This is a genomic window from Streptomyces sp. NPDC058045, assembly GCF_042885635.1.
GTDB lineage: Bacteria > Actinomycetota > Actinomycetes > Streptomycetales > Streptomycetaceae > Streptomyces.
The window spans coordinates 1-23,274 of record NZ_JBHVRR010000073.1; the positions used below are offsets into that span (position 1 = coordinate 1).

A 23,274-nucleotide genomic window follows, 5' to 3' on the forward strand; every position below is an offset into this window, starting at 1 on the left:
CCGCCGCGCCGGGGGCCCCCCCCCAACCCCCGGCCCGCCCCCCGGGCCGGCTACGCCCCGCCGCGGCCCCCCCCCGCCTGTTACACGGGGGGGGGGGGGGGGGCGGGCCCCTCCCGGCCGCGGCCGGCCCCTCCCGGCCGCCGCCGGGACGGCACGTCCGCGGCCCGTTCACCTCCGTGTAACCGGCGCGCCCCTCACGTCACCGCGGCGAAACAGCACCGCTCACCCGCGGAAACCCCCGCCCGTCACCCTCGTTCCGTACCCGGGTCGGCCTTCACCTGCGGCGGGCCCCAGACGACGAGGAGTCGCCGATGTCCCCAGCCATCCACCTGGCCGCCGACACCGCGCACCTGTCCGCCGCCGACACCGGATTCATCCTCATCTGCTCGGCCCTGGTGATGCTCATGACACCGGGCCTGGCCTTCTTCTACGGCGGCATGGTCCGTGTCGGATCCACCCTGAACATGCTGATGATGAGCTTCGTCAGCCTCGGCGTCGTCACCGTGCTGTGGGTTCTCTACGGTTTCTCCCTCGCCTTCGGCGGTGACCACGGCGGCCTGTTCGGCTGGGACGGCGACTACCTCGGCCTCGGCGGGATCGGCGTCGACCAGATCTGGGACGGCACCACCATCCCCGTCTTCGCCTTCGCCGCCTTCCAGTTGATGTTCGCCGTCCTCACGCCCGCACTGATCAGCGGCGCCCTCGCGGGCCGGGTCCGGTTCTCCGCCTGGGTGCTGTTCGTCGCGCTGTGGGCCAGCCTGGTCTACTTCCCCGTCGCGCACTGGGTGTGGGGGGCCGGCGGCTGGGCCCACGACCTGGGCGTCATCGACTTCGCCGGAGGCACCGCCGTCCACATCAACGCGGGCGCCGCCGCCCTCGGCGTCCTCCTCGTCATCGGCCGCCGCACCCGCCGCCAGCAGCACCCGGTGCGCCCGCACAACCTGCCGCTGATGATGCTCGGCGCCGGACTGCTCTGGTTCGGCTGGTTCGGCTTCAACGCCGGTTCCTGGCTGGGCAACAACGACGGCGTCGGCGCCGTGATGTTCCTCAACACCCAGCTCGCCACCGCCGCCGCCATGCTCTCCTGGCTCGGCTACGAGCGGCTCCGCCACGGCACCTGCACCACCCTCGGTGCCGCCTCCGGGGCCGTCGCCGGACTCGTCGCCATCACCCCCTCCGGCGGCTGCGTCAGCCCGCTCGGCGCCCTCGCCATCGGCACCGTCACCGGCCCCCTCTGCGCCCTCGCCACCGGCCTCAAGTACCGCTTCGGATACGACGATTCACTCGACGTGGTCGGCGTCCACCTGGTCGGCGGCACCATCGGCTCCCTCCTCGTCGGCCTCCTCGCCACTGGCGGCGTCCAGTCCGCCGACCGCGGCCTCTTCTACGGCGGCGGCCTCGACCTGCTCGGCCGGCAGACCGCGGGCGTCCTCGGCGTCCTCGCCTACTCCCTCGCCGCCTCCGCCGTCCTCGCCCTCCTCATCGACCGGACGCTCGGGATGCGGGTCCCGCACCACATCGAGACCAGCGGCCTCGACCACGCCGAACACACCGAATCCGCCTACGACTTCACCGGCACGGACACCACCGCCCGCCCCCACGTCCCCGCGGAACCGGCACCCAAGGTGAACGCCTGACGCCGCGGCGCCGAGAGATCCGTCGACGCCCCACCGGCACGGGCGGCCCACCCGCACCGCGACCGGTGAGCGCCCCGAGCCCCCACAGAGAGCGGCCCGGTGGGCTCTTGCCGCGGGCAGGGGCCATACCACCGCCCGGTGCGGATACCCTGGAGGACGATCCGAACGCCCCCGACCCCGAGGACCGACGAGCGCCGTGTTCGACACTCTTTCCGACCGCTTGGCGAATACCTTCAAGACCCTCCGGGGCAAGGGACGCCTGTCCGAGGCGGACATCGACGCGACGGCGCGCGAGATCCGTATCGCCCTGCTGGAGGCCGATGTCGCGCTGCCCGTGGTGCGGGCCTTCATCGGGCAGGTCAAGGAGCGGGCCGCCGGGGTCGAGGTCTCCCAGGCACTCAACCCCGCCCAGCAGGTCATCAAGATCGTCAACGAGGAGCTGATCGGCATCCTCGGCGGCGAGACCCGCCGCCTCCGCCTCGCCAAGCAGCCCCCGACCGTGATCATGCTCGCCGGCCTCCAGGGCGCCGGCAAGACCACTCTCGCGGGCAAGCTCGGCCGCTGGCTCAAATCCCAGGGCCACACCCCGCTGCTCGTCGCCTGCGACCTCCAGCGCCCCAACGCCGTCAACCAGCTCTCCGTGGTCGCCGAGCGCGCCGAGGTCGGCGTCTACGCCCCGCAGCCGGGCAACGGCGTGGGTGACCCGGTGCAGGTCGCCAAGGACTCCATCGAGTACGCCCGCGGCAAGCAGTACGACGTGGTCATCGTGGACACCGCGGGCCGCCTCGGCATCGACCAGGAACTGATGCGGCAGGCCGCGGACATCCGCGACGCGGTCAGCCCCGACGAGGTCCTCTTCGTCGTCGACGCGATGATCGGCCAGGACGCGGTCAACACCGCGGAGGCCTTCCGCGACGGTGTCGGCTTCGACGGCGTGGTCCTCTCCAAGCTCGACGGCGACGCCCGCGGCGGTGCCGCCCTCTCCATCGCCCATGTCACCGGCCGCCAGATCATGTTCGCCTCCAACGGCGAGAAGCTGGACGACTTCGACGCGTTCCACCCGGACCGCATGGCCTCCCGCATCCTCGGTATGGGCGACATGCTCACGCTGATCGAGAAGGCCGAGCAGACGTTCAGCAAGCAAGAGGCCGAGAAGATGGCCTCCAAGCTGGCGAGCAGCAAGGGCGGCAAGGACTTCACCCTGGACGACTTCCTCGCCCAGATGGAACAGGTCCGCAAGATGGGCTCCATCAGCAAGCTCCTCGGCATGTTGCCGGGCATGGCCCAGATGAAGGACCAGATCAACAACCTGGACGAGCGGGACGTGGACCGCACCGCGGCCATCATCAAGTCGATGACCCCGGCCGAGCGCCAGGACCCGGTGATCATCAACGGTTCGCGGCGGGCCCGTATCGCCCGCGGTTCCGGCGTCGAGGTCAGCGCCGTGAAGAACCTCGTGGAACGCTTCTTCGAGGCCCGCAAGATGATGTCCCGGATGGCACAGGGCGGCGGAATGCCCGGGATGCCCGGGATGCCGGGCATGGGCGGCGCCGGTCGGCAGAAGAAGAAGCAGAAGCAGGCCAAGGGCAAGCAGCGCTCGGGCAACCCGATGAAGCGCAAGCAGCAGGAGCAGGAGGCCGCGGCCCGCCGCGAGGCCGCCGCCCAGGGCAACGCCTTCGGCCAGGACCAGGACGAGAAGTTCGAACTCCCCGACGAGTTCAAGAAGTTCATGGGCTGACCCTGGCCGGACCCCCTCCGTCCGGTCCCGATCCCTCCGGACCGCCCCGCACCACCTCGTGGCCCCGGCCGCCGACACCCGGCGACCGGGGCCACCGCGTTTGTACGGCCACCGCCGGGCGCCCGCCGCTCGCACCGCGCCCGCAGGGGGTGGTGGTGAACGCTCAGGTTCCATTCGGTAACGTCGAGTACTCTGTCGCGCCCTGCCGGTGCCACCGCCCGGCCTGTGGAGTGCGGATCAGTCCAGGTCCGGGCAGACCTGCGGTGTATCTCCACCTTTATGCGGGAAGCGGGTGAGTTATGTGGAAAACTCCGTTGATCTGCGTACCCGCCCTCGTCCCGGTGCATCGGCGACAACTGACGGGTACGTGCAAAATATTTGGGATGGCCCGGAATCGGAACACAGCGACGTCCCCGATCGTTCACACGACGTGAGCACGACACCACCTGTTCTCGCCGCAGAGCTGGCACAGGCGTGGGCCGACATTCAGCGGCACCACCCCGAGCTGCCGGATCTAGCCGCGCCCGAGTCCCTGATCGGAGAGTCGTCGTCCGCCTGCGGGTCGACGCTCTCCTTCGAACGGCTGCTTCATGAGGCAGTCCATGGAATCGCCGCCGCAAGAGGAGTCCGCGACACCTCCCGCGCCGGCCGCTACCACAACCGCAGATTCCTCGCCATCGCCGAAGAGCTGGGCCTCGATCACCCCGAGGATCCTCACCCCAGCAGCGGCTTCTCCCTCGTCGCCCTCAACTCGGAGGCCAAGCGGCGTTACCGCCCGACCATCGAGCGGCTCCAGCGCGCCCTGAAGGCGCACTCCGCGGCCACCGCCACCGACGCCTCCCGCAGCTTCCAGGGTCCGGCCGCGCGGCATGGCTCCTCCGGTGGCGGCGTCCGCGTCAAGGCGGTCTGCGACTGCGGGCGCAATGTCCGCGTCGTGCCGTCCGTACTGGCGCAGGCGCCCATCGTCTGCGGCGGCTGCGGCAAGCCCTTCCGGATCCCGGAAGTGGTGGGTGCGGCCGCCGGCTGATCCGGCTCCGCACCCCCGGCATGAACGAGGCGGCTTCCCCACAGCCGTCTCCTCGTGCTGCCCCGTCCCGGCCCCGCGCTCACCCCCGGGGGCCCGGGTACGGCGGCACTCGGGGCCTGTGGCAGAATGGACCGCTGTACTCGACAGCCGCACAGGAACCCTCTCTCCTCCGGCCGGCGCGTCCATCGGACCATCGGGTACCGCAACCCCACGCGGCATCCCGCTGTGCTCCACCCACGTCAAACCAGGAGAACCCACTCCCGTGGCAGTCAAGATCAAGCTGAAGCGTCTGGGCAAGATCCGTTCGCCTCACTACCGCATCGTCGTCGCCGACTCCCGTACCCGCCGTGACGGCCGGGCCATCGAGGAGATCGGCCTGTACCACCCGGTGCAGAACCCGTCGCGTATCGAGGTCGACGCCGAGCGCGTGGCGTACTGGCTCTCCGTCGGCGCCCAGCCGACCGAGCCCGTGCTCGCCATCCTGAAGAAGACCGGCGACTGGCAGAAGCACAAGGGCGAGCCCGCCCCCGCGCCGCTGCTTGAGCCCGAGGTCAAGTCCGCACGTCCGTCCTTCGAGTCCCTCGGCGGCGACGACGCGGGCAAGGGTGAGGCCATTACCCAGAAGAAGAAGGCCGAGAAGAAGTCGGACGAGGCCGCCGAGGCCGACGCCGCCGCTTCGACCGAGGCCTGAGTATGCTCGAGGAGGCTCTTGAGCACCTCGTGAAGGGCATTGTCGACAACCCCGACGATGTGCAGGTTGCCTCGCGCACCCTGCGCCGCGGGCGCGTCCTTGAGGTCAGGGTCCACCCCGACGACCTCGGCAAGGTGATCGGCCGCAACGGCCGCACCGCACGCGCCCTGCGTACCGTCGTGGGTGCCATCGGCGGCCGCGGTGTCCGCGTCGACCTTGTCGACGTCGACCAGGTCCACTGAGACCGGGTCCGCGGCACCGCCGCCGGACCACACGCAGCACCGGCCGGGCCGGGGAGGGCGACCAGCCCACCCCGGCCCGCAGTCGTCCCCCCCTTCTCGCACCCGCTTTCGCACCTCTTTCCCGTACGCCGGCGCCGCCCGGCATCCGACAGGAGACCCGTACCGTGCAGCTCGTAGTCGCCCGGATCGGCCGCGCCCACGGAATCAAGGGTGAAGTCACCGTCGAGGTACGCACCGACGAACCCGAGCTGCGCCTCGCCCCCGGAGCCGTCCTCACCACCGACCCGGCGACCGTGGGCCCCCTCACCATCGAGACCGGGCGGGTGCACAGCGGCCGCCTGCTGCTCCGCTTCACCGGCGTCGGCAACCGCAGCGCCGCCGAAGCCCTCCGCAACACCCTCCTCATCGCCGACGTCGACCCCGACGAACGCCCCGAGGAACCCGACGAGTTCTACGACCACCAGCTCCTCGACCTCGACGTCGTCACCACCGACGGCACGCACGTCGGCCGGATCACCGAGATCTCCCACCTGCCCTCACAGGACCTCTTCGTCATCGCCCGCCCCGACGGCGGCGAAGTGCTGGTGCCCTTCGTCGAGGAGATCGTCACCACCGTCGACCTCGACGCCCAGCGCGCCGTCATCGACCCCCCGCCGGGCCTGATCGACGACCGCGCCGTCATCGCCTCCACCCGCGACGCCGCCACCGAGACCACCCTGCCACCCGGCACTGGCAACGGGCCTGCGGCCGCCGCCCCGAACGACGAGGACGACGCCTGATGCGGCTCGACGTCGTCACCATCTTCCCCGAGTACCTCGACCCGCTGAACGTCTCCCTCGTCGGCAAGGCCCGCGCCCGCGGCAGCCTCGACGTACGCATCCACGACCTGCGGCACTGGACCCACGACCGGCACCACACCGTGGACGACACCCCCTACGGCGGCGGTCCCGGCATGGTCATGAAGACCGAACCCTGGGGCGAGGCACTGGACGACATCATCGCCGACGGGTACGACAACGGCGCCCACGCACCCGTCCTCATCGTCCCCACCCCAAGCGGCCGGCCCTTCACCCAGGACCTCGCCGTCGAACTCTCCCGCCGCGACTGGCTGATCTTCACCCCCGCCCGCTACGAGGGCATCGACCGCCGCGTCACCGACGAGTACGCCACCCGCGTCGACGTCGTGGAGGTCTCCATCGGCGACTACGTACTGGCCGGGGGAGAGGCCGCGGTCCTCGTCATCACCGAGGCCGTGGCCCGGCTGCTGCCCGGCGTCCTCGGCAACGCCGAATCCCACCGCGACGACTCCTTCGCCCCCGGCGCCATGGCCAACCTCCTCGAAGGCCCCGTCTACACCAAGCCCCCCACCTGGCGCGGCCGCGGCATCCCCGAGGTGCTGCTCAGCGGCCACCACGGCCGGATCGCCCGCTGGCGGCGCGACCAGGCGCTGCGCCGCACCACCCGGAACCGGCCCGACCTCATCGAACGCTGCGACCCCGCCGCCTTCGACCGGCACGACCGCGCCACCCTCGCCGCGCTGGGCTGGCAGCCGGGGCCCGACGGCCGATTTGGGCGCAGCCCCGAGGCCGTGGAAGAATAGCCCGCTGTTGTACACCGTCCGGCTCGGCGCCCCTGCCACAGGGGGAGACGACGCCCGCCCGACGGGGACAGCACCCCTGATTTCAACGACATCCCGCTGATGACCTGTGGCATCAGCGAAGAAGGCAGACGATCATGTCCCACCTGCTCGACTCCGTCGACAGCGCCTCGCTGCGCACCGACATCCCGGCGTTCCGCCCGGGCGACACCGTCAACGTCCATGTGCGCGTCATCGAGGGCAACCGCTCCCGTGTGCAGCAGTTCAAGGGCGTCGTCATCCGCCGCCAGGGCGCCGGTGTCCGCGAGACCTTCACGGTCCGCAAGGTCTCCTTCTCCGTCGGCGTCGAGCGCACCTTCCCGGTGCACACCCCGATCGTGGAGAAGATCGAGCTCGTCACCCGCGGTGACGTGCGCCGCGCCAAGCTGTACTACCTCCGTGAGCTGCGCGGCAAGGCCGCGAAGATCAAGGAGAAGCGCGAGAGCTGACCCCCCGGCCCCCGGCCCGCAGGCAGCATCCAGGTCCACAGCAAGGCCGGATACGATCGGCCCGCGATGGACCTTGAAGCACAGCACACAGAGCGCGACCGCACCCCCGAACCCTCGCCCGGCGAGGACTCGGAGGAGCGGTCGCGCTCCGTGCGTTCCACCCGTCTCACCAGGCATGTCCCCGGCGGCCGGATCACCGTCGTCGCCGTGCTGTGCATCGGTCTCGTACTCCTGCTGGGCCGGTTCGTGCTACAGCCCTTCGCCATCCCCAGCAGCTCCATGGAACCCGGAATCAGACCGGGTGATCGTGTACTCGTCAACAAGATGGCGTACGGTTTCGGGAGCGTGCCGCAGCGGGGCGACGTCGTCGTCTTCGACGGCACCGGCTACTTCGGCGCCGGCGACTATGTCAAACGTGTCGCGGGCACCGGGGGAGACCACATCGTCTGCTGCGACAGCCAGGGGAGGATCGAGGTGAACGGCCGGCCGCAGAACGAACAGCAGCACCTCCACCCCGGCGACGCCCCCTCCACCGTCCGCTTCGACGTGCGGGTCCCCCCGGACCGCCTCTTCGTTCTCGGCGACCACCGCAGCAACTCCCGCGACTCCCGCGACCTGCTCGGCGCCCCTGGCGGCGGCATGGTCCCCGTGGACGCCGTCATCGGCCGAGCCCGGTGGATCGCCTGGCCGGTCTCCCGCTGGGGTGCACTCCCCGGCGGTGGTCATGGGTAACCGCGGACGGCCCAAGGCCGGACACCGTGCCGAGCCCCGCCCGACCACCGCCGACCGGCCCGACGACGGCACCCCGCCGCCCGGCCGCGCCGAACGCCGCCGCCTCGCCCGCAAGGTCAAACGCCGCCGGCGCCGCTCCGCCCTCAAGGAGATACCGCTCCTCGTCGGCGTCGCAGTCGTCATCGCGCTCATACTCAAAACGTTCCTGCTCCAGGCGTTCGTCATCCCCTCCGGTTCCATGGAGCAGACGATCCGCATCGGGGACCGTGTCCTTGTCGACAAGTTGACCCCCTGGTTCGGATCCCGGCCGCACCGCGGCGACGTCATCGTCTTCCACGACCCCGGCCACTGGCTCGAACAGGAGCAGAAACGGCACAGCGAAGACCCCGTCGTCCTCAAGCAGGCGAAGGAGGGGCTCTCCATGATCGGACTGCTGCCCTCCGACAACGAACGCGACCTGATCAAGCGCGTCGTCGCGGTCGGCGGCGACACCGTGAAGTGCTGCGACGGCCTCGGCCGCGTCACCGTCAATGGCGTCCCCCTCGAAGAACGCGACTACATCCACCCCGGGAACAAACCCTCCGACTTCCCGTTCGAGGTGAAGGTCCCCGAGGGCAGACTCTTCGTGATGGGTGACCACAGGGCGAACTCCGCGGACTCAAGGTTCCACCGCAACGAGAAGTACCACGGCACCGTTTCCGAGGAGGGCGTCATCGGGCGCGCCCGCGTCATCGCCTGGCCCTTCGGCCACTGGCGCAGCCTGGAGGAGCCCGGCACCTTCGCCCGCATCCCCGAAGCGGGCCGCACGGCGAACTCGGCCCACGGCACGTCGCATAGGCTGGCGTCCGCGGATCGACACGAATTGATCCCGCTCCCGATCCCTGCGGAACTCCCGCTCGTTATGGGAGTGGTGGGCCTGCACCGGACGGCGGGCAGGCGGCGGCACGGAGTGAGGAGAGAAAGTGGGGGATGTGGCAGTCGGCGCGCGTTCCGGTCACGACGGACCCGAGGAGGGCTCCTACGACCCTGAGGACGGCAACGGCCCCGAGCACGACCCGCAGACACCCGGACCCGATCCGGAATCCGGGGACGGCGGCGGCCCGCGCCACGGCCACCCCGGCACCCGGGGCGACGACCAGCCGAAGAAGCAGCGCTCCTTCTGGAAGGAACTGCCGCTGCTCATCGGTATCGCCCTGGTGCTGGCACTGCTCATCAAGACGTTCCTGGTGCAGGCCTTCTCCATCCCTTCGGCGTCGATGGAGAACACCCTGCAGATCGGGGACCGCGTCCTCGTGGACAAGCTGACACCGTGGTTCGGCTCCGAACCGGAACGCGGCGAGGTCGTCGTCTTCAACGACCCGGACAACTGGCTCGCGGGTGAGCCCGCGCCCAAGCCCAACGCCGTGCAGAACGTGCTCAGTTGGATCGGCCTGATGCCCTCGGCCAACGAGAAGGACCTCATCAAGCGGGTCATCGCGGTCGGCGGCGACACCGTCGAGTGCAAGGGCACCGGCCCGGTCAAGGTCAACGGCAAGGCCCTCGACGAGAAGTCCTACGTCTACGCGGGCAACACCCCGTGCAGCGTCGACGAACAGGGCGGCCAGTTCAAGGTCACCGTGCCCAAGGACCGGCTGTGGGTCATGGGCGACCACCGGCAGAACTCGCTGGACTCCCGCTACCACCACGGCAAGGAGTACCACGACAAGTACAACGGCTTCGTCCCCGTCGACAAGGTCGTCGGCCGCGCCATCGTCGTCGCCTGGCCGCCCACCCGCTGGTCCACCCTGCCCGTCCCGGACACCTTCGACCAGTCCGGTATCGCCGCTGGCGCCCCCGGCGCGCTCGGCCTCGCCGGTGCTGTGCCGCTCGTGCTGTGGCGCAGGCGCCGTGTCCAGACCGAGAACATCAGGGTTTCTGCCGGTAGCACCGAACGGTAGGGTGCCGCCCAGATCACCGAACCGCCGCCGGCCGCGCACCGGCTCTCGGGACTGGGAGCACACAGCAGATGAGCAGGACACGAGGCGGGGCCGAGGGCCTCGGCCGGACCGGCAGCATACTGTCGGGTCTGGCCGTGGCCCTCGGCTGCGTGCTGTTCCTCGGCGGATTCGTCTGGGGCGCCGTCGTCTACCAGCCGTACACCGTGCCCACCGAGTCCATGACCCCCACCATCAGCTCCGGTGACCGCGTCCTCGCCGAGCGCATCGACGGCAGCCAGGTCCGCCGCGGCGACGTCGTCGTCTTCACCGACTCGACCTGGGGCGCCCTGCCCATGGTGAAGCGGGTCGTCGCGGTCGGCGGAGACAAGATCGCCTGCTGCACCGACGGCAAGCTCACCGTCAACGGCAAGCAGATCGACGAGCCCTACCTCCAGTCCGGCAAGCCCGCGTCCGCCACCGGCATCCCCCGCACCACCGTCCCGCAGGGCCGCCTCTTCCTCCTCGGCGACGAACGCAGCGGCTCCCTCGACTCCACCGTCCACCTGGAGGACGCCGCGCACGGCTCGGTGCCGCTCAGCGCCGTCACCGCCCGCGTCGACGCCGTGGCCTGGCCCCTGAAGGGCATGTTGGACCACCCCACGAACTTCCAGGACCTGCCGGGCGGCACCTCCAGCCCCGGCCCCCTCAACACCGTCCTCGTGGTGATCGCCGCCGGGGCCGCCCTCGTCCTCGGCGGCGCCGCCTGGGGGCCACTCGCCCGCCGCCGCGCCGCCCGCGGCCGCCGGAACCCGGGGGAGCTCGCCGGTGCCCGCTGATCCGCAGCCGGGCCCGCCGCACACCTCCCGTGAGGTGCGGCGCGTCGCCCGTGTCATCCTCCTCGACCCGCAGGACCGCGTACTGCTCCTGCACGGCCATGAACCGGACGACCCCGCCCGCACCTGGTGGTTCACCCCCGGCGGCGGACTCGAAGGAGACGAGAGTCACGAAGAGGCCGCGCTGCGTGAACTCGCCGAGGAGACCGGCATCACCCGCGTCGAACTCGGCCCCGCCCTGTGGCGCCGGACCTGCTCCTTCCCCTTCGCCGGCCGCCGCTGGGACCAGGACGAGTGGTACTACCTGGCCAGGACCAGTCGCCCCGACGACCTCGACACCGGCGGCGACGGCCTCACCGAACTGGAGCGACGCAGCGTCGACGGTGCACGCTGGTGGTCGTACGGAGAACTGGTCCGGGCCCGTGAGACGGTGTACCCGACCAGACTCGCCGAGCTGCTGCGCAACCTGCTCGACGAGGGTCCCCCGCCCAGTCCTGTGGTCCTGGACCCGGAAATCGCCTGACAAGGTCTGAGTGCCCGTCGGATTGACGCACAATGAGGGGACGCACGGCTGAAGGGGAACATGCCATGAGCGCCGAGGACCTCGAAAAGTACGAGACCGAGATGGAGCTGAAGCTCTACCGGGAGTACCGAGACGTCGTCGGGCTGTTCAAATACGTGATCGAGACCGAACGGCGCTTCTACCTCACCAACGACTACGAGATGCAGGTGCACTCCGTCCAGGGAGAGGTATTCTTCGAGGTCTCGATGGCTGACGCCTGGGTGTGGGACATGTACCGCCCGGCCCGCTTCGTCAAGCAGGTCCGCGTCCTCACGTTCAAGGACGTGAACATCGAGGAGCTCAACAAGAGCGATCTCGAACTTCCGAGTAGCTGACGGGTAGCTGATCGTTCCTGGGGATGTGGTCGCTGGTGTTGTCGACCCTCCCTGGTCTTGCCGACCCTTTCGGGCTGGCCTGCCAGGTCGCGGAGGCCGGACCCGGCTGACCTGGGCGGTTTTGGGCTCGGGGTGACGTTTGGCTCGCAGGGGTGGGGTTGGGGGAGCGGGCCGGGTCGAGGTGTGAGCTGGGCGCTGACGGGCGCGGTTCGGCACCGGTGGTCACTCGGGCGGGTGAGCGAGTTATCCACAGTGCGGCGGTTATCCACCAAGATCCACAACGCTGGGCCATATCCGTCACGGTAAGCACCCAAGGAGGTGCCCACCGTGACCACGACCCGCACCCGCAACACCAGCCCCACCGCCGCCACCCGCCCCCGAAGCAAACCCAAACGCCCCACCCGCCCCACCACACACGCCCCCACCCCCACTACCGCACGCGGCGCCCTGGGACGCTACGGCGAAGACCTCGCCGCCCGCCGCCTCACCGAAGCCGGCCTCACCCTCCTCGCCCGCAACTGGCGCATCGGCAGAACCGGCGAGATCGACATCGTCGCCCGCGACCACGACACCCTCGTCCTCTGCGAGGTCAAAACCCGTCGCATCGGCCACTACGAACACCCCCTGGCCGCCCTCACCCCCACCAAAGCCGCCCGCCTGCGCACCCTCGCCCTCCACTGGTGCCGCCACCACGGCGGACCACCCCCCGGCGGCATCCGCATCGACCTCATCGGCGTCCTCCTGCCCCACCGCGGCGCCCCCATCGTCCAGCACGTACGAGGAGCCGTCTGACATGGCATTCGCCCGCACCCACTCCGTCGCACTCGTCGGCGTCGAAGGCGTCGTCGTAGAAGTCCAAGCCGACCTCGAACCAGGCGTCGCCGCATTCACCCTCGTCGGCCTCCCCGACAAGAGCCTCACCGAAAGCCGCGACCGCGTCCGCGCCGCCATCACCAACTCCGGCGCCGAATGGCCCCAGAAAAAACTCACCGTCGGCCTCAGCCCCGCCTCCGTACCCAAAGGCGGCAGCGGCTTCGACATCGCCGTCGCCTGCGCCGTCCTCGGCGCAGCCGAACACATCGACCCCCGTGCCCTCACCGACCTCGTCATGATCGGCGAACTGGGCCTCGACGGCCGCGCCCTCCCCGTCCGCGGCATCCTCCCCGCCGTCCTCGCCGCCGCCGAAGCCGGCTACCAACACCTCGTCGTCCCCACCAGCGCCGCCGCCGAAGCCTCCCTCGTCCCCGGCATCACCGTCACCGGAATCCGCAACCTCCGCCAACTCATCGCCCTGCTCAACGACGAACCACAACCCGACGACCCCGACGACACCACCCCCGAGAACCTCCACACCAACGCCCTCCACCTCCCAGGCGCCGCCCTCGCCGGTGGACTCACCCGCCCTCTCCCCGATACCACCGCCCCCGACCTTGCCGAAGTCGTCGGGCAACAGGCCACCCGCACCGCCATCGAAGTAGCCGCAGCCGGCTGCCACCACCTACTCCTCGAAGGCCCACCCGGCGCCGGCAAAACGATGCTCGCCGAACGCCTCCCCACCATCCTCCCGCCCCTCACCCGCGAAGAAGCCCTCGAAGTCACCGCCATCCACTCCGTAGCCGGACTTCTCCCACCCGGCAAACCCCTCATCGACACCCCGCCCTACTGCGCACCCCACCACTCCGCCACCATGCAATCCCTCGTCGGCGGCGGCCCCGGCATCGCCCGCCCAGGCGCCGTCTCCCTCGCACACCGCGGAATTCTTTTTCTCGACGAAGCCCCCGAATTCAGCAGCCGCGCCCTCGAAGCACTCCGCCAACCCCTCGAATCAGGCCACGTCGTCATCGCCCGCAGCGCCGGAGTCGTCCGCCTCCCCGCCCACTTCATGATGATCCTCGCTTATGCGGGTGCGGACATGTTCAACAAGGGGTGAAGGACTTGTCCACTGTGCCGGGAGGTGTGGTCGTACTGCCCTACGGGAGGGATCGCCGCCTGGCTCTGTGGTGACGTTGTGTGATGGGCATGCCTTGCCGCTGCGGATGGCAGGTCGGGCTGATGCAGCAGGAGGTGGCCTTCGTCAGCGTTTGATCCGGCCGCGTGCCGCTAGTGCTGCAAGGCCGAGGAAGACCGGTTCACTGAAACGGCTGAACATCTCGATCCAGGTGCCGGCGGTGGTGAGGTCCTGCTCGCTTGAGCGGAAGACGACGGAGTTCAGTACGACGCGCCCGGCGTCCTTGGCGCGGTCGGCGGTCCAGCGCTGGCTGAGTGGTCCGGACAGAGCGGGGTCGCTCTTGTCGATCACCAGATGGATCCGGCTTCCGGGAACGGGCATGGTTCCAATCGCTGTCTGTTGCGGCTTCGGGTTGGGCAGGCCCCACAGCATCATCAGCACCACGGTCAGAGCCATCGCCACCCCGAGCGCGGCCAGGGCGCGGGAGGCCCGAAGGCCATAGCCGGAGACGAGCCAGTAGGCGTGCAGCAGGAGGCGTTCGCCGAAGGGTGTGTCGTGGTCCAGGCGGCGCATCTCCATCTCGCCGTAGTAGAAGTCCGCCGCGCCGGGCTCGTTCTTGCCGTCCTCTAGGGCCTTGCGCAGCTGCCGGTAAGCGGCGGCCAGCTCCTTGGGCCCGGGGGTCACGGCAGGGTCGGGGTGGGCTGGTCCGGGCCGCCAGCCCCGGGTCCGTGCGGTACGGCGGCCGGGCAGGGGCAGGGCGCGCCAGTGGTGCTCTTCGGCGATGGTCCGGCGGCGGGTCCAAGGGGCCGGCGGTTCGTCGAAGGGGACGTGCCCTTCGAAGCGAAGCTGGTCGAGGTGATGGGCGCCGGTGAACAGGCAGGCCGACAAGTCCACTCCGGACAGCGCCAGGAAGGCTGCGTCCACGCCCGCCAGCATGACGATCAGCGGCCGTGGGTCTTGCCCGGTCAGCGGGTCTTCGGGGAGCGGGTCGTCGTTGAAGGAGAACGGCCGGGGGTGGAAATTGATGGCGACGGGCTGGGAGAGCACGGCGTCCTGCAGATTGACGTCGGCGTAGCGGACGTCGAGGGTGAGCACCGTGTTGATCTGCGCCGCCTGAAGGAGAACTTGCGCGGCGGCGATCCGGATGCGGATCGGGCAGGTCAGGACGGCCTGGCTCAGGTCCAGCACGCCGCCGCAGACGATGGGGCCCACCAAGGGCCCGGTGAACGTCGTGTCGGGGAAGTCGACGTCGCCTTTGAAGCGGGCCCCGGCGAAGACGGCATCATGGCCGAACGTCACCTCGTTGAACCGTGCCCTCTCTTCGACCTGTACCGAGACGAAGACGATCCCGTCGGTGAACGTCACGGCGAGGAAGGCAGCCTCGCCGAACATCTGGGCGCGGGAGAACAGGGCCCCGCCGGAGAACCTGGCGTGCTCGAAGTCGGCGTCCGAGCCGAAGAGGGTGTCCTGGAACCACGCAGAGCCTTGGAAGTCCGCGTGTTCGAAAGCGCCTCCCATCTCGAAGACGGCTTCCTCGAAGACAGCGTCGCGGTTGAAGGTGACCTCGTAGAACAGGGCGTCATCGGCGAAGTGGGCGAGCCAGAAGAAGGCCTCGCCGGTGAACGTGACACCCGTGAAGTCCGCCAGCTCGGGAAAGCGGGCGCGGCCGAAGTCTGCCTCACCGAAGGTGTTGCCGACCGCTGCTTTGAGCTCTTCCAGCAGTTCGCGGGTGAAGGGCACGCCTCGGCAGTCCACCGCGGCGCCGGGCGATAGCGCCCCGAGCGCCTGCCTGCGTTCCTCCGGTTCCAGATGGGCCAGGCACCGGTGGTACGGCTCCCACGGCACACCGAAGCAGGCGCCGCGGTCGCCCGGGAAACCGCAGGCAGGCCAGCGAAGCCGGGGATCGTCACTCAGGAAGGCCAGGATGGGACGGCCCGCGTGTATGAGGTTCACCGGGTCTGCAAGGCGCCGCTGTCGATGAGTCCCTGGATGTAGGGCGGCCAGTCCCGGGTGAGGCTCTGGGCGATGCCGTCGTGGACGTCCTGGCGCAGCTGCGGGGTGACGTGTTCGACATCGCCGCCTGGGTAGTGCAGGCGCAGGCCTTCGCGGCTGGCGTCACAGAGGATGGCGTGGGCCTTCTGCGTTAGCGTGAGGTAGATCTGCGGGACCTGCGCGTCCAGGAGTTCGTCGATGACGGCGTCGTAGTCGATGCCGAGGTCTGGCCAGGTCTTGCCCTGTTTGTCGAGCCACAGGGTGACGTCGGAGAAGAACACGGCCTTTCCCGGGCCGTCGTTCGGGTCGCGGGCCAGGCCGGTGGCGAGGTCGAGCGCGATGCCGGTGTCCTTGCTCACGAGGGAGCGGGGGATCATCGGCGGCGCGATGGCGACCGCGCACTCTCCCCAGCCGTCGCGGGTCTCGGTCGGCCAGGGCAGCCCCAGCACGAGCCAGCCCGCCGGTGACAGCAGTGAGGTGCTCACCGATCTTCCCCCTTTGATGGTGTGATCACTGGCTTCTGATCTTTTCGCCTCAAGTGCCCGGCGACAAGGCGGTCCTCGGCCACCGTCAGCAGTTCTCGCTGATCTCGATAGCGCGCAGACGCCGCCCAACCGTTGGGCGGCGTCTGCGCGCCCTTCGTCTTGGCTCGGTTTCAGGGCTGACGGCTGCGGCGGGCCGCGAGGTCGGTCACGTGCGCAGATTGTTGGACTTGGCTGCGTACTTCCTCGTGGTCGAGGGTGAGCTGGCGCAGGGCCTCGGCGTAGATGGCGAGGGTGCGGCGAAGCTGCGTGTTCTCGCGGCGGAGGTCGGCGATCACGTCTTCCTGGGGCTTCGGGCGCTTCGTGTCCTGTTCGGGCCGGGGGGTGTTGCACTGGGCGTCGGCCTGTTCCTGGAACCAGGTGATGAGGTGGGGGAAGTTCCGGTAGAAGGTGGCGTGCTTGACGTCCAGCCGCCGCTCTACGGCTGTGATGGTGGCGCGACGGCCGGTCTCCCGGGCCTGGCGAAGCACCAGGTTCATGGCGAGCTGTACTTCGTCGTCGGTGAGGGTGGGCCGGGTCACCGTACGGTCTCCTTGGTCGTGCTGGTGGGGATGTTGTTGGCGTCGAGGAAGTCGGAGAGTTCGGCACGCCGTTCTTCCATGCGGTGCCGCACGTACGGCGCGAGGATGACGCCGTTGGCGAGCGCGCGTTCGAGCCGCTGGAGCCAGGTGAGGAAGGCACTGGCGTTCTCTGCGGTCAGTGCGACGTTGCGGCACTTGAACGGCTGGCAGTCCGGGAGGGACGGCCCGTCGGAGTCGCTCCGTCGGCAGAGGGCGCGGTCGGGGTTGTAGACGCAGGTGACGAACTTGCCGGGATAGATGTGCGGGTCATGGCGATTCATGTGACGGGCCAGCCGCTTGTCGTCGGTGATGACTTTGCCGAGGAACTGGACCTCGCTCTCCAGGGCCGCCAGGCGGGCCTCGGCTTCCTCGGCGGCCGGACCGGCGAGGCGCTGCGGGGAGGGGCTGAGGATGATGTCGCCGAGCTTTTCGCCACGGGCGATGGCCTCCTCGGCCTCGACCTCGGGGCGGAAGCCTGAGGTAGAGGTGCCGGCATAGCCCTCGAACATCTGGATCGAGTGGTGGCGGTACTGGATGGCGCCGGCGATCGTGCCGCCGGGCTGACGTGCGATGCACCAGGCCAGCGTGCGGCGGAATTGCCGGGTCAGGAGGTTCCAGGGGCGTTCGTTGACGTCTGGGATGCCGTCGGGGCGGCCGAGGCGGGCACAGTAGGAGTTGGTCCATTCGATGAAGTAGGCGAGATTCCTCCGGGTAGTCCCGCTCGTCTGGGCGGGGTTGGCCTTGGTCTTGGGGTGGGCGCGGGATGAGGGCGGCACGGCGAACAGGAACGGCTGCTCGGCGGGCTGGAGGGCTTCGAGGGTCTTCATGGCCTTGGCCACGGAGGCGTTGACGATCCAGGTGGCCTCGACGCCCTCGGGGGTGCCCTCGCCCTTGAATGCCTGGCTGGTGATCCGGTACCGGACGGGGCGGCCCTCTTCGTCGCGCCAGATGCTCAGGCAGCCGCGCTTCATGTGCTTGACCTCGCTGTCACGCATCCCGGACAGGTAGGCGATCACGATGTAGCAGGCGGCCTGCAGGAGCCGGGCGTAGTTCTCGGCGGAGTCCCAGCGCATCGCGGGCAGCCAGGGCTGCCCGTCGAGCGTGCCGCGGACGGGGGTCCACAGGTAGGTCGTGTCGTCCAGGCCGAGTTCGTTCACGGTGGCGTCGATGAGCTGCCGGTGCTCGGGCTGCTTGTGGAGCGTGCTGACATGCACGCGGGCCTCGCGGGCGAGCTGCTTGAGGTTCACGGTCACCGGCACCTTGACGGCCGTGGGGCCGTAGGTGGTGCGGGGCATCGGCCGGCCCTCGCGGCGGTAGCGGTCCAGGACGGTGAGAAGCCGTTCGTGCGGTGTCTCACCGTTGACCGTGCCCTTGAACAGGGTCGCGGAGCGGGCCTCCTGCCAGTCCTTGAGACCGCTCAGGATGTCTTCGGCGAAGTCTTCCACCCAGCGCAGGGCCCAGGTGAGCAGTGGGCCGAGGACTTCCTCGGGGATGCGGTCGGTGGTGTTCTCCCCGGAGCCGCGGCGGGTGCGTCCGCGGTTTCCGTACGTGGTGGGGTCGTCCCACACGATGTACGGGTCGACGGTGAGGGTGTCGCCGGTCAGTTTCGTCCGGTACACCCACAGTTGGCGTACCGTGCCGCGCTTGTTGGACTTGTTGAGCAGCGAGCGCCGGGTGGTGTCGATGAAGGCGCGGTAGGCCTCGAAGTCCTCCAGGGTGAGGGCACTGAGCGCCGTTACGCCGCGCTGGTCGGCCCAGTGGAAGAACTCCTTGAGGTGGCTGAAGCGTCCGCGGATGGTGATGATGCTCAGCTCGGGCTGTCCGTGGGGGTGGTCGTGGCGCAGGAGCGCGAAGAAGAACTCCTTGGCGGTGTGCCGGAACTGAGCGGGCAGGGTGAGGAAGTTCAGGCTGAGGGCCTGCTGGTGCTGCTGGTGTACGGCCGGGGTCAGGTCCCACTTGTCGTCGCCGAACCGTGCGGTGTCGGCGAGCCGGACGCCGGCGGTCAGCGGGCGCTTGGCCAGGACGAGGGCGTCGTCGGCGATGCCCCGGATGAGGGTGCGGGCCGTTGCGGTGGTCATCAGTTGTCCTTCGGTACGTCGAGCAGGTCCAGGCCGAGGTCCTGCGGATCGGCTTTGGCGGCCTGGTCGCGTTCGGCGTCGGTGAACTGCGGCAGGATCAGGCGGGTCAGCGCGAGCCAGGTCCGGCCGTGCTCGTTCACCCACGCGTCGATGTCCATGGACTGCCGGGCGGCGCCGAGGGTGTCTACGAGGGTCAGGAGCGCGGGCAGATGGTCGTGGGTGATCAGCGCGTTGGGGCAGCGCAGGCAGGTCAGGAACGACACGCCGCACCGGCCGTCGCTGAATGGGCTGTGCTCGATGTCCAGGCAGGAGCTGGCGACGGTGTCGAGCTGCCCGCCCAGGGCCTGGCGCAGGGTCTGCGGTGTGGTGCCGAGGGCTGCGGCGGACTGCTCGGGATCCTGGGCGAGGGCCTGTGTCTGGACGGCGTTCAGGACGTGGGGCTGGAAGCCACGGGCGTTGCCCTCGGCCTCGTTGATGGCAGTGGTGAGGATCTCGTCGGCCCACTCCCTTACCGTGGGGTCGCCCTTGAGGTAGTTGGCGAAGGAGACGTCCAGGGTGTTGGTACGGGATGCGGACGGCAGGTGCCCGCCCATCGCCTTGGTGGTACGTACCTCAACTGTGGTCTTCAGCCGGTTCATATCGATCGGCAGCGGGTTGCCGGAGTCATCGAGCAGGCCGTGGCGCTGGCCCCACTGCTTGAGCCGCATGACGCGGCCGAGCCGGGCAGCATAGGGGTCGATGTGGCCGAACGCGGCGGCTTTGGTCTCCCAGTCGACGCCCTTGGTGCCACTCGCCCCGGTCCAGATGCTCCAGATCCGCTGGCCGCCGGAGTAGCGCCGCCCGCGGGCGGTCAGCTGGTGCAGCAGCCGGTAGTAGCCGCCGGAGGTATGGAGCTGGCGGCTGTCGTTGCCGCCGGTCTCCCAGTGCACGGTCTCCCGGGTGATGGCCTTTGCACGGCGCCGCTTGATCAGGCTCACCGCGACCGCCCGCTCGTCCAGCATGCGGTGGGCGTGCGGAAGCTCCTTGATCGCCTCAACGTTGCGGCCGGTCAGGCCTACGGCGAGCAGGGTCAGCGGCGCCAGGTCGGCATCGGTGAGAAACAACCGCCGGACCAGGTCCATGCGCCCTTCGACGATGTGCTGCCGCAGATGGGTGCGGACCGCTGGCACCTTCCCGGTGCGGTCCATAGTGTCCAGGTGCTCGGCCAGGAACCGCTCCTGCGGGCTGAGCGCCTCCGGCGTGGTCCGGAAGGACTCCAGCAGCCGCTCGGCCTTGCGGATGCGGTCCCTGATGGCCACGACGTCACTTCGGGCGGCGGCCATCAGGTCGCGGAACTCACGGTCGGAGTAGCCCGGCACACCCTTACCGGCCTTGCGGCGGCGCGTGTGGCCTGTACGCCGGATGTAGTCGCGCATCTCCGGAGACAGGAGGCTCGACGGCGTCACCTCCTGCAGAAGCCGGCGCACGCTGGACAGCTCGGACAGCACCGCGTTTTCCTTGGTCGACTCCAGCCGGTGGAGGCGATACCGCTCCAGGTGCCGCACCGTCAGATCGCCCAGGGACTTCGGGGGCCGCGGGAGGCCGTCCAGGAAGGCAAGGAAGCGCCCGATCGCCCCGAAGTCGGTTCCCGCGCTGCTCTTGGTGCGCAAAGTGCCGGTCGGGCCGACGCGGACCGCAAACGCGGAGGCGAAGTCGGCGTGGAAGGCAGGGAAGGGCAGTTCGGCGAACGACGACTCCCAGCGGCGGCCGTCCTCGCCGGTGAACGCCACGGCCAGCGTCACGGGAATGCTGGCCTGGGCCACTTCCGGCTCGTACGCCCCATCGGGCATCGCGGAAGCGCGGCCCTTGCCCGGCCGCGCGCGGGCGGAGCCCGCCGCCGGCGCTACCCCGGCGGGGGTGGCGGGGATTCCTTCGAGGAAGGCCCTCAGCACAGCGGAGAGCTCCTCGTACGGGGTGACGTGCTGCAGCAGCCGACGGACCAGCATGAAGTACCGGTCCCCCCACTTGCGGGCGTGCGCCAGCCGCAGCCTGGAGCGGAACTCATCGAGGTGGGCGGGAACCAGCTCGGTCACCGAGCGCGGCGGCCGATCCTGCTCGGCCAGGTGCGTCAGGAAGTACTGCAGGGCTGCGAACAGCGAGGAGCCGACGGCGAGTGATACCCCCTTGCCCGCGGGCCCGAGTTCGGCGCGGAAGGCTGCCGCCAGGTCCACGTGCAGCCCGGGCAGCGGCAACGGCGTGAAGTCGAACGCACGCCGGGCACCGTCTGCGGCGATGAACGGCACGATCAATGGGTTGTCCGGGTCTTCCTCGTGCCGCCAGTACGCGTACTTGCTCCGGCGGTCCTCCGGCAGGCCCGGCCATGCCTCGCCCGCGTCGAAGTCGGACGCGTCCCGGGACAGAGCCAGGTAGCCGCGCAATTCGGACGTGAGCCGCTCGCCTGGGTGGATGTACCGCAGCAGGCGGCAGACGTCCCACAGGACGGTGCGGGCCGTGGTGAGGGTCGTGCTCTCGATACGGAAGTACAGGAGCTCTCTCATGTGCTCGGGCGCCAGATCACCGACGGACGCCGGGGGCTGGTCGAGCTCGGAGAGGAAAGCCAGGAACCGTACGGCCGACCGGAACAGGCTGTCGGCCGACTTGACCGAGTTCAGCACCGCGCACCGGGCCCGGAAAGCGGTGGCCAGGTCGGTACGGATGCCGGGCAGCGGCAGTGAGGCGAACGAGAAGACTTCCTGGGCGCCGTCGGCGGCGGTGAACAGCACGTCGAGCGGACCGAGCGCGCTCACTTCCTGCGCGGCATCATCGGTGCGAATCAGGGGCGCGGTCATGCGGGGATCGCCTCCACAGCAGGCTTCTTGGTCTCGGACGAGTCGACGGCGGCGGGCTCCCAGGCACTGGGGATCAGGGCCAGGCGGGACTCCATCTCCAGCTCCTCCAGGGTGTGGAGGTAACGCATCGTGGTGACCACGCTCTGATGGCCCAACCGGATACGGACCCAGTTCAGCGGGTCGCCGAAGACCATCTGATGGGTCATCCGCTGACCGCGATTCATCGCGGCCATGTCCTCGATGTGGCCCCGCCAGAGCTGTTCCAGGGTGATCACGGCAAAGCTGTGGCGCAGAGCATGGGGGTGGGCGCGCAGCGACTGCCGGTGACGCCCGCAGCGCCGGTTGGCGGCCTTGAAGACCTCCTGCCAGCAGGAACGACCGCTGGGCAGCCCGCGCTCGTTGATCCACAGCGCGGCAGGTTCCAGCCCGTTAGGGGTATCGATCAGTAGCCGTCGCCGCTCGGCGTGACCGAGCTGGTCGACGGTCAGATCCTCACCGTCGACGATGACCCTCGGGTCGGCCCGGTTGGTGATGATCAGCGGGTTGCGGATCCGCTCGTACACCCCCGCGTCGCGGGCGTCTTCGACGGCCTCGGCCCGCTCCTCCTCGATGTAGTCCCACACGGCCTTCAGCGAGGAGGCAGGGAAGTACACCCAGCGGGCCGAGCCGTACTTGGCGAGCCTCCAGGGCAGCCAGCTGCGGACGTTGGCCTTGCCCGGCACCGAGTGCGGGACCTCGAACAGCGACAGCGAAGTCTGCTCGCACAGCCGCAGCCCGGTGCGGATCATCAAATCGGAATACGTGGCGTTGCGAGCGCCGAAGCGGCCCCGAAACGAGCGGTCGCGCAACCCCTCGCGGGTGTAGCCGCGCAGCCCGATATCCCGCCAGGCCCGGTACATCTCCGGGGTCAGCCACACGATCTGGTTGCGGGGCCCGGTGTGGGAGGACTCGGCCGGCGTGGTGCCGCCGCGGCGGCGGCCGTGGGTGTCACGGGCCCGGCTCTCGCGCTGCAGGATCGGGTTCTCCGCCGCGTACTGCCTGCGGGGGTGGATCGCCCAGTTGTAGAAGGAATTGACGGTGGCGACCTCGCGGTCCCAGGTGGCCCAGTCGACGTGCGGCCCACGCGGGTCCGCCGTACGCCACTGCTTGTAGGCGGCCCGGTCCTCCGGGGTGGCGTGACGCCAGTCCTTGCGGCCCCGGCTCTTCCACAGGAAGGACAGCCACATCTTCAGGTCCGAGGCGTGCGCGCGCTGCGTGCCCTCGGGGGCGGCGGCCAGCTGCGTGAAGTACGAGTTCAGTTCCACGTCGTACCGGCCGTCGGGACCGATCAGGTACGGCGTGCCGTCGAGGATGTCGTGCTCATCCAGCCACTCGTCCAGGTCCCACAGCGTGGAGATCAGCGGGTCCGGGACCTGCGGCCGGGGCAGGTCGTGGGGGGGGGGTTGCAACACCCCCCGAACATAGATGCGCGGTCAGCTAGGGGGGGTGGAGGGGGCCGGCGGGGCCCCCCCCCCCCCCCCCCGCCGGT

General features: G+C 69.8%; 21 protein-coding genes and 1 pseudogene. 16 read left to right on the forward strand and 6 right to left on the reverse strand.

The features are described 5' to 3' along the window. Positions 1-311 precede the first annotated feature (311 nt). From ACFVST_RS27200 to ACFVST_RS27275, 16 genes and pseudogenes are all read left to right on the forward strand, one after another. Complete coding sequence (locus ACFVST_RS27200) at positions 312-1,637, forward strand: ammonium transporter (protein WP_390156239.1); 1,326 nt, start codon at positions 312-314, stop codon at positions 1,635-1,637. A gap of 196 nt (positions 1,638-1,833) precedes the next feature. Next, positions 1,834-3,375, forward strand: a complete 1,542-nt coding sequence (ffh, locus tag ACFVST_RS27205; protein WP_390156240.1) for a signal recognition particle protein — start codon at positions 1,834-1,836, stop codon at positions 3,373-3,375. A 430-nt stretch (positions 3,376-3,805) separates the two neighbouring features. Further along, a complete protein-coding gene (locus ACFVST_RS27210) occupies positions 3,806-4,402 on the forward strand; it encodes a hypothetical protein (protein WP_390156241.1) in 597 nt (198 codons plus the stop codon). 262 nt (positions 4,403-4,664) lie between these two features. Beyond that, a complete protein-coding gene (gene rpsP / locus ACFVST_RS27215; RefSeq protein WP_390156242.1) occupies positions 4,665-5,093 on the forward strand; it encodes a 30S ribosomal protein S16 in 429 nt (142 codons plus the stop codon). A 2-nt stretch (positions 5,094-5,095) separates the two neighbouring features. Continuing rightward, positions 5,096-5,335: an RNA-binding protein gene (locus tag ACFVST_RS27220; RefSeq protein ID WP_351165394.1), complete on the forward strand. Its 240-nt coding sequence runs from the start codon at positions 5,096-5,098 to the stop codon at positions 5,333-5,335. Positions 5,336-5,499: 164 nt separating this feature from the next. Continuing rightward, positions 5,500-6,114, forward strand: a complete 615-nt coding sequence (rimM, locus tag ACFVST_RS27225; RefSeq protein ID WP_390156243.1) for a ribosome maturation factor RimM — start codon at positions 5,500-5,502, stop codon at positions 6,112-6,114. Beyond that, the gene (gene trmD / locus ACFVST_RS27230; RefSeq protein ID WP_390156244.1) at positions 6,114-6,935 is read left to right on the forward strand and encodes a tRNA (guanosine(37)-N1)-methyltransferase TrmD; all 822 of its coding nucleotides are present in this window, start codon (positions 6,114-6,116) and stop codon (positions 6,933-6,935) included. Before rimM ends, trmD begins: the two co-directional genes overlap by 1 nt. 134 nt (positions 6,936-7,069) lie before the next feature. Further along, positions 7,070-7,420 carry a 50S ribosomal protein L19 gene (gene rplS, locus ACFVST_RS27235; protein ID WP_390156245.1) on the forward strand — a complete coding sequence of 117 codons (351 nt, stop codon included), beginning with the start codon at positions 7,070-7,072 and terminating at the stop codon, positions 7,418-7,420. 66 nt (positions 7,421-7,486) lie between these two features. Next, complete coding sequence (gene lepB, locus ACFVST_RS27240) at positions 7,487-8,152, forward strand: signal peptidase I (RefSeq protein ID WP_390156246.1); 666 nt, start codon at positions 7,487-7,489, stop codon at positions 8,150-8,152. Next, the gene (gene lepB, locus ACFVST_RS27245; RefSeq protein ID WP_390156247.1) at positions 8,145-9,182 is read left to right on the forward strand and encodes a signal peptidase I; all 1,038 of its coding nucleotides are present in this window, start codon (positions 8,145-8,147) and stop codon (positions 9,180-9,182) included. The genes lepB (ACFVST_RS27240) and lepB (ACFVST_RS27245) overlap by 8 nt, the downstream gene beginning before the upstream one ends. Further along, positions 9,115-10,089: a signal peptidase I gene (gene lepB / locus ACFVST_RS27250; RefSeq protein WP_390156248.1), complete on the forward strand. Its 975-nt coding sequence runs from the start codon at positions 9,115-9,117 to the stop codon at positions 10,087-10,089. Before lepB (ACFVST_RS27245) ends, lepB (ACFVST_RS27250) begins: the two co-directional genes overlap by 68 nt. A 68-nt stretch (positions 10,090-10,157) precedes the next feature. Further along, positions 10,158-10,904 carry a signal peptidase I gene (gene lepB / locus ACFVST_RS27255; protein WP_390156249.1) on the forward strand — a complete coding sequence of 249 codons (747 nt, stop codon included), beginning with the start codon at positions 10,158-10,160 and terminating at the stop codon, positions 10,902-10,904. Next, complete coding sequence (locus ACFVST_RS27260) at positions 10,894-11,424, forward strand: NUDIX hydrolase (RefSeq protein WP_390156250.1); 531 nt, start codon at positions 10,894-10,896, stop codon at positions 11,422-11,424. The genes lepB (ACFVST_RS27255) and ACFVST_RS27260 overlap by 11 nt, the downstream gene beginning before the upstream one ends. 65 nt (positions 11,425-11,489) lie before the next feature. Then, a complete protein-coding gene (locus ACFVST_RS27265) occupies positions 11,490-11,798 on the forward strand; it encodes a DUF2469 domain-containing protein (protein ID WP_055510545.1) in 309 nt (102 codons plus the stop codon). A gap of 447 nt (positions 11,799-12,245) precedes the next feature. After that, positions 12,246-12,590 carry a YraN family protein gene (locus ACFVST_RS27270; RefSeq protein ID WP_390156257.1) on the forward strand — a complete coding sequence of 115 codons (345 nt, stop codon included), beginning with the start codon at positions 12,246-12,248 and terminating at the stop codon, positions 12,588-12,590. Position 12,591: 1 nt separating this feature from the next. Next, a pseudogene (locus ACFVST_RS27275) lies at positions 12,592-13,695 on the forward strand (YifB family Mg chelatase-like AAA ATPase); the annotation flags it as partial. A 177-nt stretch (positions 13,696-13,872) separates the two neighbouring features. Here the strand turns inward: ACFVST_RS27275 and ACFVST_RS27280 are convergent. From ACFVST_RS27280 to ACFVST_RS27305, 6 genes are all read right to left on the reverse strand, one after another. Next, positions 13,873-15,699, reverse strand: a complete 1,827-nt coding sequence (locus tag ACFVST_RS27280) for a pentapeptide repeat-containing protein (RefSeq protein WP_390156251.1) — start codon at positions 15,697-15,699, stop codon at positions 13,873-13,875. Then, complete coding sequence (locus tag ACFVST_RS27285) at positions 15,696-16,223, reverse strand: hypothetical protein (protein ID WP_390156252.1); 528 nt, start codon at positions 16,221-16,223, stop codon at positions 15,696-15,698. The genes ACFVST_RS27280 and ACFVST_RS27285 overlap by 4 nt, the downstream gene beginning before the upstream one ends. 170 nt (positions 16,224-16,393) lie before the next feature. Then, positions 16,394-16,801, reverse strand: a complete 408-nt coding sequence (locus tag ACFVST_RS27290; protein ID WP_390156253.1) for a hypothetical protein — start codon at positions 16,799-16,801, stop codon at positions 16,394-16,396. Further along, complete coding sequence (locus ACFVST_RS27295; RefSeq protein ID WP_390156254.1) at positions 16,798-18,918, reverse strand: hypothetical protein; 2,121 nt, start codon at positions 18,916-18,918, stop codon at positions 16,798-16,800. The genes ACFVST_RS27290 and ACFVST_RS27295 overlap by 4 nt, the downstream gene beginning before the upstream one ends. Beyond that, on the reverse strand, positions 18,918-21,746 hold the full coding sequence (locus ACFVST_RS27300) for a hypothetical protein (protein ID WP_390156255.1): 2,829 nt from the start codon (positions 21,744-21,746) through the stop codon (positions 18,918-18,920). Before ACFVST_RS27300 ends, ACFVST_RS27295 begins: the two co-directional genes overlap by 1 nt. Then, positions 21,743-23,197: a tyrosine-type recombinase/integrase gene (locus ACFVST_RS27305; RefSeq protein WP_390156256.1), complete on the reverse strand. Its 1,455-nt coding sequence runs from the start codon at positions 23,195-23,197 to the stop codon at positions 21,743-21,745. Before ACFVST_RS27305 ends, ACFVST_RS27300 begins: the two co-directional genes overlap by 4 nt. Positions 23,198-23,274: the final 77 nt, after the last annotated feature.

Excerpts from the sequence above, each read along its gene's own strand:
- ACFVST_RS27200 (WP_390156239.1), top strand. The coding sequence starts at position 312 with ATGTCCCCAGCCATCCACCTGGCCGCCGACACCGCGCACCTGTCCGCC.
- rplS (WP_390156245.1), top strand. The coding sequence starts at position 7,070 with ATGTCCCACCTGCTCGACTCCGTCGACAGCGCCTCGCTGCGCACCGAC.
- trmD (WP_390156244.1), top strand. The coding sequence starts at position 6,114 with ATGCGGCTCGACGTCGTCACCATCTTCCCCGAGTACCTCGACCCGCTG.
- ACFVST_RS27300 (WP_390156255.1), bottom strand. The coding sequence starts at position 21,746 with ATGACCGCGCCCCTGATTCGCACCGATGATGCCGCGCAGGAAGTGAGC.
- lepB (WP_390156246.1), top strand. The coding sequence starts at position 7,487 with ATGGACCTTGAAGCACAGCACACAGAGCGCGACCGCACCCCCGAACCC.
- lepB (WP_390156247.1), top strand. The coding sequence starts at position 8,145 with ATGGGTAACCGCGGACGGCCCAAGGCCGGACACCGTGCCGAGCCCCGC.
- ACFVST_RS27220 (WP_351165394.1), top strand. The coding sequence starts at position 5,096 with ATGCTCGAGGAGGCTCTTGAGCACCTCGTGAAGGGCATTGTCGACAAC.
- ACFVST_RS27265 (WP_055510545.1), top strand. The coding sequence starts at position 11,490 with ATGAGCGCCGAGGACCTCGAAAAGTACGAGACCGAGATGGAGCTGAAG.
- lepB (WP_390156249.1), top strand. The coding sequence starts at position 10,158 with ATGAGCAGGACACGAGGCGGGGCCGAGGGCCTCGGCCGGACCGGCAGC.
- ACFVST_RS27295 (WP_390156254.1), bottom strand. The coding sequence starts at position 18,918 with ATGACCACCGCAACGGCCCGCACCCTCATCCGGGGCATCGCCGACGAC.